Genomic DNA, 12,029 nt, shown 5'->3' with positions numbered 1-12,029 from the left:
GGTCGTTATCATTTAAACATGGTGCTCATCAGCCAGCACTTCAATCATCATCATCGTTCCGGCCTTGAACCCGGACACAAATGCAGCCGTCATATCCATTCCCTGCACTTGGGAATACAGTTCCAATAAAGACTCCAGTTCCTCGAACTCGCCCGAGGACAGTTTCTGCCTCCAAGCCTCAAGAGATTCAGTAATCTGCTTGTTAAGCGGGCGGTAATGAGGGTCTTTGGAGATCATATCTTCACCGGGGAATAAACTGCCATGATATAGCGATTCAAGAATATTCGGCATTGGGGCCTCCTTTCTAATATACAAAAAAAATTCGAACTGAAAATGCTCGTCTTACGCATAAGCGTACCGAATAAAAGGCAGTTATGCGATACGCTTATACGTAAAGTCAATAAAATATTCAGGATGAGTGAGGGATTACTATGGGAAAAAGAATAGTGGTAAACATAGCTGATTTAGCTAAAAAGCATAAGATTTCGATGCGGGAGTTGTCTAGACTATCGCATGTCCGCCATGCTGCATTAAGCGAACTGGCCAATGGAAAACGAGAAAGTATTAATTTTAGCCATATCATTAGAATTGCAGAGGCTTTAAATATTCAGGATATACGGGAGATTATTGATTTGGTTGATAGTAAAGAGAACGATTGATATGAAGATTATTGTACAAGCGGAACAGCTATTTTCATATGGCATGAATATTAAATTTGATTTTGGTGGCATGTAAGGCTATAATACGTTTAAACAATTAAACATTATAACGGAGTGAGCCATGAGCGAGTCGATAGGTAATCAACAAGTCATTGATATTTTCGAGAATCTAAGCCCTTATCTTCAAGGTCTGGGAGATCCCGTTCGCCAGCGAATCATATCGCTGCTCATTGACCGAGACAGCATGAACGTATCACAGATTGCAGAGCATGTTCCCATGTCACGCCCTACAGTCTCTCATCACCTGAAAATATTGCGCCAATCCGGGCTGCTGTCGGTTCAGAAAAAAGGGACTGAGATGTATTACAAACTGGAGTTCAACGATGCTATCGAATTGCTCAAACAGCTCGTTCATCTCGTAGAAGTGGAATGTCAGAGCTAGCGCACGCCGCGCTGGTGAACCGCATTCCTTTTCTTCACAGTATTATGTTCAATAGTTTAAACATATAAGTACATAAACCTATAAACGGAGGTTAACAAATGAATAGAAAAAAGGTTCTCATCGCTGGAGGCTATGGTGCTGTAGGGGTACAGATTGCCCGCATTTTGCATGACAGGCACCCTGATCTGGAGTTAGTGCTTGGCGGTCGTTCTGCTGGCAAAGCAGCCCCTTTCCCATCGGACCGGGTGCACACGGTTGTTGTTGATACCCAGGCAGTCGATCCGCTGATTCACGCAGGAGAAAATATAACTTTAATCATTAATGCGGTGAACGATCTGGATGACCGACTACTGGTTGCAGCAGTACGAAGAAAAATTCCACTCATTGATGTCACACGCTGGACAGAAGTGTTTCAGCAAGCGATCCGCACAATAGATCAGGAAGAGCTTCATGCCCCCGTGATTCTCTCTTCCGGATGGATGGCGGGAACGGCCTCCCTGTTTGCAATGATGCTCTCGAAATCGCTTCAGAACGTTGAAGTTAACATCCATGCCTTGTACTCCCTGCGGGATAAGGCCGGCCCGGATTCAGCAGCCTTCATGGACCGGATGAGCATTCCTTTTCATATCACTCAATCCAATACGAGCCGGCTTGTCTATCCCATGACTGACCCGGTTAAAATACAGTTTCCAAATGGATACGCGACGCACTGTTACAGACTGGATACTCCTGATCATGTCACCTTGCCTCGTACCCATCATATCGATTCTGCCAGCTTTCGCATCTCCTTCGATCATAAGGTTTCCACTTATGCACTCGCAGGACTGGTCAAAACCGGAATATGGAAGATGATTAGTGGGGATCGATTCAAGCCTTTCAGACGGAAATTATTGTACAATCCGGGAACCGGGAGTGCTCATCACCTGGTGATTCTGTTGAAAGGCATGGATGCGAAGGGTAACGTAGTGGAACGCAGGATGACTGTCTCCGATCCACTCGGTCAGACCCATATGACTGCGCTTGGCGCTGCGGTGCAGGCCGAAAATTTACTGCTGATGATGTCTACGGATGAGCCGATGGCTCCAGGCATTTATTATCCTGAGCACTTGTTCGATCACCGCATGGACATGGATGCAGTCACTCACTTTTTCACACAATACGGTGTTCAAGTATCTTATTCCTGATCCAGCACTATATTACCAATACGCCGCCAGAAAGAACGGTCATGATTCATGTGGTTAATATGGTACATTTCATGAATCATGACACAATCCATCACTTCCAATGATGCCATCGCCAAGCGATAATGGGGTTGGTAGTTATATTATTCCACCACCAAATAATACAAATTAGCCGTACTATCCTTCGTAATCGTATGCGCACCCGCTGCAAGGGAGACGGTGGCCACACCGTTCGTTATGGGATAGCTTGTCCCATCGACTTTAATCTTCGACCCCTCTGAGTTGAATATCAGTGTTAGCGTTGAGGCCTTGGCTGCGGTGAACTGGATGCGGGTGGCGCTCTCGATCTTCAGACATTGCGTTAAGGTCAGTCCGTTATAGGAGACCGTTCCCTTGCTGGTGGAGAGATTGCCTTGAATGGTAAAGAAGCTGCTCGAAGTTCCTGACACTGTAAAATTGTGAACCGCCGCTCCCTGAGCAGGCGTTGACGTTGGTGCTGCTGTCGGCGCGGGAGTTGTTGTCGGCACCGGAGTCGCTGTTGGCACTGGAGTCGCTGTCGGCACTGGAGTCGCTGTCGGCACCGGAGTTACCGTTGGCACAGGCGTTGCTGCCGGAGTTGGCGATGGACCTCCCGGGTTAGCATTGCCTCCCACAGACACCAAGCCTGAGGTGTAGCTGCGGATCGCTGCCATTAACGGAGCATTGATCGCGTAGGAGGTATCGTCCACGGCGTTATTGAAGCTCCAGCTAAAGTCACCGCCGCCCTGGCGTCCCGCTCCAGCTGTAACTTTCTGATCTACTGCGCTTACGTTATCGACAGCTGCTGCGCTGACACCTGTATCAACCAGCGTATCGAAGTTGTTATATGCTGTTCCGCCGACAAGTGCTTTGTACGAGCCGGGAACGGCTTCGCTTCTCGATGAGGCCAGGTAAGCATCGTGGGAGGCTGCATTGGCTGGAGCCGTTCCGCTGTTGGAGTTCGCATAGATCAGACTCGCCGCACCCGTGATACTGTTGTTGTAGGCTTTGATCATCCCGCCATTCTCCCCGGAGAATGTGCCTTCGCCCTGAGCATCCGTCCCTTGCAGGGAGCTCAGCATCGGATATCTGGCATTACGGAACACATTTCCTTCCACGAAGGCCGAAGCGCCGGTAGTTACGCCCACACCATATTTGGATACGCCGTCATAGAAATTATTATACACATGGACCGAAGCTACTCTGATCCGCGGGTGACGCGAGTCGGAATGATCGAACCAGTTATGATGGAAGGTCACGAAGAATTCTGCAGACTCGCTAAGTCCGACCAGTGATGCTTTTCCGGAATCAAAATAGTGGTTGTACGAGATAGTGATATACGTTGATCCCTTCTTGAGGTCCGTAGAACCGTCCCCCTTGACCTGGTCGGCATCACTTCCCGCTGATCCATAGAAAATATCGTTATTATGCACCCATACATTCGCGTTGCCTGTATCCATCGAAATCCCGTCATCCGGGAACAACATCACGCCCAGGTTCCTTACCTCTACATTTCCGGTATACCTGAGCAGCATTCCCCAGCCGTAGGCAGTCGCATCTTTCCCTATTCCTTCGAGGGTAATGTTCATTTCCGTATAATTGGTTTTGCCTTTGAGCTCAAGATACCCGCTGCTGTTCAACTGTCCGCTCAGATCAGCAGCCTTCACTTGTCCGATGAACCGGATGGCAAGCGGTGTAGTATCATAGCCTTTTTGCCGAAGAGTAAGAATGCCGCCAAGACCAACTCCCGTCTGCACTGTACCCGAACTGCTGACAACAACGGGAAGTGTTACGGTCTGCGCATTCTGAGAGGTGACATACAGCACCTGTGCCCCGCTCTTCAGCGTTCCATTGTCATTATAAGCACCGGAGCCTGTACCATAAGGTGAAGCTGTGGAAAAAGCAAACCCGGACCGGTCATACGGCGCGGCGGCCAGCGTACCTGTCACTGCACTTGCCGTTCCCCCGCCTGACAGTGCGGCTTCCACCTTCATAACATAGCTTCCGGCCGCAAGGCCTACAGCATCTGCTCTCCAGTAGGGGGCATATTTGCGGATCAGCTCATTCGGAAGCTGCTGATACTGGGAATCTGCAGCGCTTGCCGCTTTGACGAATACCTTATAGCCGGATGCATTACTGACAGGTGACCACTCCACGTAGGCAGCTTCATTTCCGCCTCCACTGCCTGTTACCGTAAGTCCTGCAGCGTGTACCACCGCCGTTCCCCACCCGCTGAATAACAGAGTGAGTCCAAGAGAAAACAACAATACTATACTGGTTACCTTCGCAACGATTCTATTCATTGATTTGCCTCCCGATTTAAATTTGTTGCAGAATACATTTGTAACCGCTTGCAATAACCTGTGGAATTTCGGTGTCTGCCCTCCTCTTGTACCGGGTGATCCGAACCCTTGAAGTAGACGGAAATGAACCTGTCGGATACCCCGAGCATAGCAGAAGCCGAATTAGTGCTGAAACAATCATTTGCTCATATCACCTCTAATTATGCACTATTATGAGAAAATGATTATTTTGCAGCGAAATGATACCTGCATACAAAAAGACACCCGCCCGGGGTGCCTTGAACTGACGCTTCTTATCAATGACACAAAGGTCACTGAAACTTCGTATTAACGCGGATCTGGCCGCTTTTACTTTTGACCGCAGCCTTCTCCGGCTCTGGGTTCAAGCTCTGGCCGATGTCGGTAGCATTCTTCTTGAAGGTCTCGGTCACCGTCTGAATAACTTCCCCTACATTGTGAGCAGATTCAAAGATCGGATCAATGGTCTTGATCTTCCCCTTCACATCCCGGGTGACCTGATTCGCCGTGTGAATGAGCTGAGTCGCCTCTCCCGTCAATCCATGTATGGCATTTCTCACCTCGCCCAGCGTCTTGTTGGTCTCCCCGAGCGTGGTCATTCCCTTGCGCAGCGTAAGAATCAAGAACACCGCCAGAGCAATAAAAGCGGCCGCAGCAAAAGCAACACTAAGCTGAATTAACATATGCAACGCCTCCTGTAGTTCCACTCTATGTCCAAGGTACAGACAACATTCCAACAGTTGCGGCTACAGCCCGCTTTTACCACCTTTGAAGGAAGATAATTTGTCAATCAGTTTGTCTTTATAGATTAATCCCAAAATAAAGGCCAGGACGGAGATAGCGGAGATGACGATGGTGGGACCATAATTCTTATCGTAGATATTAGCCCCAATGCTTACGGAGGCCAGCAGCCACGGAAATCTGGCCATGAGCAGGATCGTAAAGAATCTTAAGGGCTTCATCGTCGTCAATCCCGCTGCATAGATGAACATATCCTTGGGAAGTCCGGGAATAATGAAGATAATGAACAGGAACACCGAGAACTTGTTATTATCCATCATTCCTCTCATCCACTTGAACTTGTCCCTCTGAAGCAAACTATCAATGAAAGAACCGCCCAGGAATCTGGTAAAGTAGAAGGCAATCATTGCCCCCAGCAGCATCCCCCCAGTCACGAAGACCGCCCCTAGAGTTGTCCCATAGATGTATCCCCCGGCAATTTGAACGACCTCCCCCGGTATCGGGGCGATTACCGTCTGGAGAATCTGGAAGAGCACCAGCATAACCGGGCCTAATTTCCCCGTTGAGAGGATATAATCGCGGAAGCCGTCCAGCGACATCGTCAGCCGCAGAAGCTCCGGCAGGTATCTGATGAATACTATAATTGTCACAAGGCCCACGCAAGCGAGGAGAACCTTGCTGACCCGCTTTTTGTGTAATAACCAATCCATTTACGAATCCCTCTCTTCACTGGCTTATAATATCTCCAGCTTAGGTGAATATTCTTAAGATCCGGGCATGAACTTCCTTAAGAATTCTTAAGTCGCCTGTCATCCGGTGGTTTACGCGCTATAGACAATCTATAATGGTAGCACAATGAGTGCTCAGGAAGGGAGGGGGATGGAGAAATGATGAATCCTGCCAAGACCATACTTATAGCCGACGACAACCACGAGATTCGTGAGATTGTCCGGGTGCTGCTGGAGAGTGAGCAATACCATGTCGTTGAGGCTGTTGACGGGGAAGATGCCGTGAATAAAGTAGACGATACCATTGACCTGATCATTCTGGACATGATGATGCCCCGGAAGTCGGGAATTAAGGCCTGCGTGGAGATACGTGAGATGACCAGCGCGCCTATCCTATTTCTTACAGCTAAGACTCAAGATTCTGATAAAACCTTGGCCTTCTCGGCCGGAAGTGACGACTACCTGTCCAAGCCCTTCTCCTACACCGAATTGGTGTCCCGGGTGAAGGCCTTGCTTAGGCGGTATTATGTATACAAAGGCAAGGAGGATACCTCCGCCCCCTCAGATGTGATTACCTTCAACGGGCTAAGCGTGAATACTACCGTCAACGAGGTAAGAATGAATGAGAAGGAGCTGACCCTGACCGAAATTGAGTACAAGCTGCTGGCGCTGATGGCCGGCAACCGCAATAAGATTTTCTCGGCACAGAATCTGTATGAGAGTGTGTGGGGCGAGCCTTATTTCTACAGCTGTAATAATACGGTGATGGTTCATATCCGCAATCTGCGGATGAAGCTGGAGAAGGACCCGCAGAATCCTAAATTCATCAAAACCGTCTGGGGAAAGGGGTACCGGATTGAATAACAAGCTGCGGTGGAGCAGGCTGAAACTCAAATTAATCCTGTGCCTGATCGGTTCGTTCCTGGCTTCAGCGGCACTGTTCTTGCTGCTGCAGTCCACAGGCGAAGATCTGCTGGAGCATTACCGGACTAGAAGCTCGTTCATTGACAAGCAAGAACAACAAGCTCTTCCGGCACTTGAGGAATATATCTCCGGGCAGCATCTGTCGCTTAAGGATGACGCAAAAATAGCTGAATGGGTCAGGAAAACCAAATACGTAAATCTCTATCTCTATAAGGACAACCAATTTCTCTACTCTACAGACGGGTACACGATCAAGACCGAGAATACGAGGTTTCTGCCCGACCCTAACATTTTCAGCAAATCCCAATATTCCACGGTTACCTTTGCGGATACGACTGCTCAGGTCTATATGGAGTATTTTTTTGAATACAAGTATTACAACCTCATTACGATTCTGGGTGTGATTCTGTCGTTCTTATTCTTCATCGTCCTGGTCCTGTTCTTCATCAACAAGAAGACCTCTTATATTGGCGTGCTGGAGAAAGAGATTAAGATTCTGGAGGGCGGGAATCTGGATTATCCGATTACGCTGAAGGGGAAGGATGAGCTATCGTCTCTGGCCCAGAGCATCAATGAGATGAGGAAATCGTTCATCGAGCGCCTGGAGAGCGAGGAGCAGGCCAGAGTCGCCAACAGCGAGCTGGTCACCGCCATGTCCCACGATCTGCGGACACCGCTGACCGCATTGGTCGGCTACCTGGACATCATCGAATACAAGAAATATCAGGATCAGGCCGCGTTAGCGAAATACATTCACAGCAGCAGAGAAAAAGCCTATCAGATCAAACATCTGTCCGACAAGCTATTCGAGTACTTCACCGTGTATAACACAGAGGAGAATGATCTCGAGTTCGAGTCCTACGATGGGATTCAGCTCATGGATCAGTTAATCGATGAGCAGTCGATGTTGCTGGAGAATCACGGCTTCCGGGTAGCATGGGAGCCGTCCCCTGTCCCTTTCCGCGTGGAGCTTCACCTGATCTCCTTCAGGCGGGTATTCGACAACCTTTTCTCCAACATTACGAAGTATGCCGATACGTCTGCGGCCGTAACGATTGCGTATAGAATCGAAGACCGCTGGCTGTTGATAGATATCACGAATGTTATAAAAAAGGAGGCCCATGAGGTGCATAGCACCGGAATCGGCCTCAAGACCTGCCACAAAATCATCAGCCAGCATAAGGGCGAAATCACATTCACAAGCAATGGCGGCAGGTATTCCGTTCACATCCGCTTGCCGGTAAATAACACGCTCACTTAATTTAGGGAGGATCATCATGCAAAAATTCACTACCGACCGCTTAATCATCAGAAACTTCCGGGAGACGGATGCACCGGGTATGCTGGAGTATCTGGCAAATCCGCGGGTGAACTGTTTCCTGAGCGAACGCCTCTCCACGTTAGAGGAAGCCATCGCCACCGCCAGCGAACGGAGTCAGGACGACTCCCATCTCGCCGTCTGCCTGAAGGATACCGGCTCAATCATTGGCGAATTATTCTGCATGAAAGAAGAGCCCGATACCTACAGCGTAGGCTGGCACTTCAACCCGGCCTACGAAGGCGTCGGCTATGCCAGCGAAAGCGCCCGCGCGCTGCTGCGCTATCTTTTCCTGGAGCAGGAAGCCAGACGCATCTACGCCTACGTCGAGGACGACAACTCCAGATCGCAGAAGCTCTGCGAGAAGCTGGGTATGCGCAGAGAAGGCTGCTTCATGGAATTCATCTCCTTCACCAAGAACGAAGACGGAACCCCGAAGTACGAGAATACCCAGCAATTTGCGATTTTGAAGCGGGAGTGGCTGGGGTTGGTGTAATCCTTATAGCTAATAAAAAGCTTAAAAAACCCAACTCTGCTAACGAAGCGGAGAAGGGTTTTTTAGGGTATAGTCAGCTCTACTAATGAAGCGGTGAAGGCTATACCCATTCGTATTCTGCATAATGATGCTATTATGTAGGTAGATGAAAGTGGGATCCTTATAAAAATCAATCACGGACAATTCCTCAATAAAACGCTGGCCTTCCTTAGAGTAGGCCTTAGTTGCCTCAAGAACAACCCATTCATTTGGAACACGCCCCTGAACTTGATCCCATCGCATCTTGGACACCTTGCCTTTACTGTTCCACAGAATATTTTGTTAAAAGATCAGTAATCATTTCTAATGAATACACACCCTTGGCAATGTCTACAACAAACTCAACTGCAAACTCCCGTTGCATTCTTAGATGATACCCGTTTAGAATCAAAAATGATTTCGTAACCAGGTAAGCTGTACGTTTATTGCCATTATGGAAGCAATGATTTTTGACCAGCGATTCCAGCAATGCAGCTGCCTTATCGAATATAGAGGGATAAGCATCCTCTCCAAAAACACTTTGTTGTGGTCTATGTACCGCAGACTCCAGCAGGCCGTGATCCTTCACACCTGCCTGATCTGCGTCATTCATTCTTTTCATCATGAAATGGTGTGCTGTAATAACTTCTTCCTTAGTAAGAAAGATGGCCATATCAACGATCCCTTAGGTCTTCAAGAATGCCCTGATCCTCTTCAAACACATCGAAGAACGCCTCCAACACCTCAGGACGAACCTGTTCAGGCAACAGAGCTGCCCGGCTTTTTCTCAACACCACTTCTCCGTGTTCATTTTCAATAAACTCAATTTCATCTCCCTGAGAGATATTCATTTTATCCGCAAGAGCTTTTGGCAAGCTCACACCCAAGCTATTCCCCATCCGTCCAATCTTTCGGGAATAACGCTTCACCTTCGATTGATCCTTCGTCACTTTGACCACACCATTCATTTTTTTCCCCCTCCTATAGTATGCTCTGCTCGCTTCAAGTTATAACTTATAACGGTAATAAAAGTTATAATATATGTACATTTTATCAAAAGGATATTAAAAAGACCAACTCACAGATGGTCCTTCTGATAGCAGATAGATTGATTGAAGCGGCTATCGTGACAAAGGCTTCCTTAACTTCTCCGGTATGGGAATATGCCTTATGGATTCTAACGGATGATACAGCAGCATCCACGGTCCCGAGAAACGCATAACCCCCTTAATTTTATGGCGGTAGACGGGTGTATAACAGTGAATCGGACACTTGGCACACGCTGTCTTCTCATCACCAAATTTGCAGCGGGAGAGTCTTGTCATAACATACTCATTTAAAACCCGGCATTCCTCACAGAGCTCCTGCCCATAATGTTTTTTCTTGCAATAGATACGAATCATCTTTGAAGCAATCATTTTTTCTTTGCGGATCTTAGGGCCATCGTTCAGCTGCTGCTTTGCTGCTCTGCTCATATAATAAGGCCTCCTGGACTTAGTTGAACTTATTCATCTAAATCTTTGAAGTGAAAATGCTCATGATGGATCGCATCCATTCCAACCAGCTCTCCGCTCTTCTTATGGTAATACGGAAACATCCGGTTAATCGGCAGCCTTAGAAGCTGATAATTCTTATCCTTAGGCAGCTTGTCTATTTCTTCGACAGCCCTGTCGTGCACTGTAAATACTCCTATAGGATAAAAGTCCGGAAATCCGCTCGTCTGCTCAGCAACAAAAATAACCCAGATATATTCATCAGTCATTTGGACACCTTGCCTTTATCTAGTACCACATCAGATTTAAACAAGTGACTTCATTCCAAAAATGTGGTAAGGGATGAAGCTGCATTCGTAGCGAAAAAAAGGGGTAAGTGTATTCTGTGCAACTAAAAACAGTGAAACGGGTGGAATTCCTCTTCTAATTGTATTCTGTACAACTAAATTTGCCCGGATGGGCGAAAATCCAGATATTGAGGCATTTTAATTGCAGGAAATACAACTAAACATTGATTTAGCGGGACATAGGGCGATTTAGTTGTACAAATTGCAATTAAGCCTCCCCTTGCACTCTAAACGGGGCGCGGTAAACCCTCAGCAAGCCATGAGTTAAAGTAATTTTCTCACGTTTAGTTCTGATGAGCTACTAGTCCTATCAACGATCCCTTAAATCTTCAAGAATAGCCAGATCCTCTTCAAACTCATCAAAGAACGCCTCCAAGTCCTATCAGGCGGATCTCGTTCAGCTCTTCTGCTGTCATTAATCCAGCTTGATACAGATTCATGTACTCCTGAGAAATGCTTTGATTAAAGATCAGCAAATCATCGGTGTTAATCGTCACAGGTACTCCACAATCATAAAGCTTCCGAATAGGATGGCTGCCGTAGTTCTCCGCTACACCAAGCATAATATTACTAGTAGGACAGACATTCAGTTGAATATGGTGAGCAGAAAGCCAGTTCATAATTTGAGGCGAACGGACGGCTGCAATTCCATGGTGAACCTCATGAAGCCCGAGCTCCTCAACAGCTTCCATAACATCATCCGCGGTTCCGAACTCCCCCACATGAGCCTTGAGCGCCAGCCCCGCCGTATTCGCAGCTTGGTAAATGGACTTAAAAGATGTGATCGGCTGGGCAAATTCATCGCAACAAATATCGATGGAGCGAAACCAGCGGTAAGCCAATATTTCATCTAACCGGTTATACACTTCATCTACATTGCAGGCACGGTCCAAAGCCAGCTCCGGGAGAAACTGTGTTGCAGGAGCAAACCGGCGATGATATTCATTCATGATCCGCATAAATGGCTCCATTCCTCCCAAGGTATCCACCTCATCCACTCCAAAGCTTAATGCCAATCTCTCAATATGGTCGTCAGCCGCTTGCGCAAAGGAAGCTTCAATCCGTTTCAAATAACCTTGAATACCAGGGCAATGCCGTTTCACAGATTCAACAAACCATTGCTGCATGTCTTGCAACGATCGGAACGGTTCCGCCGCCGGCTCTATGTCAACATGCGCCCACTCGCTAATATATCGAATGTTCCCTCCGCGTCCGGCGTGGTTATGCAAATCGCTTTTCGGGATGGACTGCAGCTCCACAAGTGATTCATTCATAAGCGCTTCTACAAACCTTTGTTTAGTGGACAAGTTCTTAGATCCTGTCGGCAATTGGTGACACCCCTT

At 47.7% G+C, this 12,029-nt stretch carries 15 protein-coding genes and 1 pseudogene; 6 read left to right on the top strand and 10 right to left on the bottom strand.

The features are described 5' to 3' along the window. Positions 1 to 12: 12 nt before the first annotated feature. Complete coding sequence (locus C173_RS15915; RefSeq protein ID WP_036726312.1) at positions 13 to 291, bottom strand: DUF6809 family protein; 279 nt, start codon at positions 289 to 291, stop codon at positions 13 to 15. Between the two features lie 140 nt (positions 292 to 431). Between C173_RS15915 and C173_RS15910 the strand changes: the two genes are divergently transcribed. The 3 genes from C173_RS15910 (at position 432) to C173_RS15900 (ending at position 2,285) form a co-directional block, all read left to right on the top strand. Then, positions 432 to 659 (top strand): helix-turn-helix domain-containing protein, encoded by a 228-nt coding sequence (locus tag C173_RS15910; RefSeq protein ID WP_036726310.1) that lies wholly within the window; start codon positions 432 to 434, stop codon positions 657 to 659. Positions 660 to 780: 121 nt separating this feature from the next. Further along, entirely contained in the window at positions 781 to 1,101 is a 321-nt protein-coding gene (locus tag C173_RS15905) for an ArsR/SmtB family transcription factor (protein WP_036691332.1), read from the top strand. Positions 1,102 to 1,199: 98 nt separating this feature from the next. Further along, positions 1,200 to 2,285, top strand: coding sequence for a saccharopine dehydrogenase (locus tag C173_RS15900; RefSeq protein WP_036726308.1), 1,086 nt, complete (start codon positions 1,200 to 1,202; stop codon positions 2,283 to 2,285). Here the strand turns inward: C173_RS15900 and C173_RS33700 are convergent. The 4 genes and pseudogenes from C173_RS33700 to C173_RS15885 all read right to left on the bottom strand — a co-directional run. Further along, positions 2,276 to 2,410, bottom strand: a pseudogene (locus C173_RS33700) (M48 metallopeptidase family protein); the annotation flags it as partial. The gene C173_RS15900 and the pseudogene C173_RS33700 overlap by 10 nt on opposite strands. A gap of 15 nt (positions 2,411 to 2,425) precedes the next feature. Continuing rightward, on the bottom strand, positions 2,426 to 4,603 hold the full coding sequence (locus C173_RS15895; protein ID WP_036726306.1) for a pectate lyase family protein: 2,178 nt from the start codon (positions 4,601 to 4,603) through the stop codon (positions 2,426 to 2,428). 311 nt (positions 4,604 to 4,914) lie between these two features. Next, complete coding sequence (locus C173_RS15890) at positions 4,915 to 5,304, bottom strand: DUF948 domain-containing protein (RefSeq protein ID WP_051478088.1); 390 nt, start codon at positions 5,302 to 5,304, stop codon at positions 4,915 to 4,917. A gap of 63 nt (positions 5,305 to 5,367) precedes the next feature. After that, positions 5,368 to 6,012 (bottom strand): TVP38/TMEM64 family protein, encoded by a 645-nt coding sequence (locus tag C173_RS15885; protein ID WP_235191909.1) that lies wholly within the window; start codon positions 6,010 to 6,012, stop codon positions 5,368 to 5,370. A 237-nt stretch (positions 6,013 to 6,249) separates the two neighbouring features. Here C173_RS15885 and C173_RS15880 point away from each other — a divergent pair, with 237 nt between their 5' ends. From C173_RS15880 to C173_RS15870, 3 genes are read left to right on the top strand one after another with little or no spacing between them, the layout of a single operon-like run. After that, on the top strand, positions 6,250 to 6,954 hold the full coding sequence (locus tag C173_RS15880) for a response regulator transcription factor (protein ID WP_281068278.1): 705 nt from the start codon (positions 6,250 to 6,252) through the stop codon (positions 6,952 to 6,954). After that, the gene (locus tag C173_RS15875) at positions 6,947 to 8,275 is read left to right on the top strand and encodes a HAMP domain-containing sensor histidine kinase (protein ID WP_063830917.1); all 1,329 of its coding nucleotides are present in this window, start codon (positions 6,947 to 6,949) and stop codon (positions 8,273 to 8,275) included. The genes C173_RS15880 and C173_RS15875 overlap by 8 nt, the downstream gene beginning before the upstream one ends. A 16-nt stretch (positions 8,276 to 8,291) precedes the next feature. Further along, complete coding sequence (locus tag C173_RS15870; protein WP_036726302.1) at positions 8,292 to 8,828, top strand: GNAT family N-acetyltransferase; 537 nt, start codon at positions 8,292 to 8,294, stop codon at positions 8,826 to 8,828. Between the two features lie 298 nt (positions 8,829 to 9,126). Here C173_RS15870 and C173_RS15860 read toward each other — a convergent pair whose 3' ends face one another. The 5 genes from C173_RS15860 to C173_RS15840 all read right to left on the bottom strand — a co-directional run bounded on the left by C173_RS15860 (position 9,127) and on the right by C173_RS15840 (position 11,993). Beyond that, complete coding sequence (locus C173_RS15860; protein ID WP_036726299.1) at positions 9,127 to 9,519, bottom strand: type II toxin-antitoxin system death-on-curing family toxin; 393 nt, start codon at positions 9,517 to 9,519, stop codon at positions 9,127 to 9,129. 1 nt (position 9,520) lies between these two features. Then, positions 9,521 to 9,814 (bottom strand): AbrB/MazE/SpoVT family DNA-binding domain-containing protein, encoded by a 294-nt coding sequence (locus tag C173_RS15855; RefSeq protein WP_036726298.1) that lies wholly within the window; start codon positions 9,812 to 9,814, stop codon positions 9,521 to 9,523. Positions 9,815 to 9,967: 153 nt separating this feature from the next. Then, the gene (locus tag C173_RS15850; RefSeq protein WP_051478087.1) at positions 9,968 to 10,321 is read right to left on the bottom strand and encodes a nitrous oxide-stimulated promoter family protein; all 354 of its coding nucleotides are present in this window, start codon (positions 10,319 to 10,321) and stop codon (positions 9,968 to 9,970) included. Positions 10,322 to 10,350: 29 nt separating this feature from the next. Beyond that, complete coding sequence (locus tag C173_RS15845) at positions 10,351 to 10,524, bottom strand: hypothetical protein (RefSeq protein WP_155991484.1); 174 nt, start codon at positions 10,522 to 10,524, stop codon at positions 10,351 to 10,353. 521 nt (positions 10,525 to 11,045) lie between these two features. Beyond that, complete coding sequence (locus tag C173_RS15840) at positions 11,046 to 11,993, bottom strand: adenosine deaminase (RefSeq protein ID WP_155991481.1); 948 nt, start codon at positions 11,991 to 11,993, stop codon at positions 11,046 to 11,048. Positions 11,994 to 12,029: the final 36 nt, after the last annotated feature.

Source organism: Paenibacillus sp. FSL R7-277 (genome assembly GCF_000517965.1).
GTDB classification, from domain to species: domain Bacteria; phylum Bacillota; class Bacilli; order Paenibacillales; family Paenibacillaceae; genus Paenibacillus_AQ; species Paenibacillus_AQ silagei.
The sequence above is the reverse complement of the archived record's forward strand: the minus strand, read 5'-3'. Positions and strand labels throughout refer to the sequence as shown.

Coding starts and splice junctions, on each gene's coding strand:
- C173_RS15895 (WP_036726306.1), bottom strand. CDS start 4,603: ATGAATAGAATCGTTGCGAAGGTAACCAGTATAGTATTGTTGTTTTCT.
- C173_RS15880 (WP_281068278.1), top strand. CDS start 6,250: ATGATGAATCCTGCCAAGACCATACTTATAGCCGACGACAACCACGAG.
- C173_RS15915 (WP_036726312.1), bottom strand. CDS start 291: ATGCCGAATATTCTTGAATCGCTATATCATGGCAGTTTATTCCCCGGT.
- C173_RS15855 (WP_036726298.1), bottom strand. CDS start 9,814: ATGAATGGTGTGGTCAAAGTGACGAAGGATCAATCGAAGGTGAAGCGT.
- C173_RS15890 (WP_051478088.1), bottom strand. CDS start 5,304: ATGTTAATTCAGCTTAGTGTTGCTTTTGCTGCGGCCGCTTTTATTGCT.
- C173_RS15910 (WP_036726310.1), top strand. CDS start 432: ATGGGAAAAAGAATAGTGGTAAACATAGCTGATTTAGCTAAAAAGCAT.
- C173_RS15850 (WP_051478087.1), bottom strand. CDS start 10,321: ATGAGCAGAGCAGCAAAGCAGCAGCTGAACGATGGCCCTAAGATCCGC.
- C173_RS15860 (WP_036726299.1), bottom strand. CDS start 9,519: ATGGCCATCTTTCTTACTAAGGAAGAAGTTATTACAGCACACCATTTC.
- C173_RS15870 (WP_036726302.1), top strand. CDS start 8,292: ATGCAAAAATTCACTACCGACCGCTTAATCATCAGAAACTTCCGGGAG.
- C173_RS15900 (WP_036726308.1), top strand. CDS start 1,200: ATGAATAGAAAAAAGGTTCTCATCGCTGGAGGCTATGGTGCTGTAGGG.
- C173_RS15905 (WP_036691332.1), top strand. CDS start 781: ATGAGCGAGTCGATAGGTAATCAACAAGTCATTGATATTTTCGAGAAT.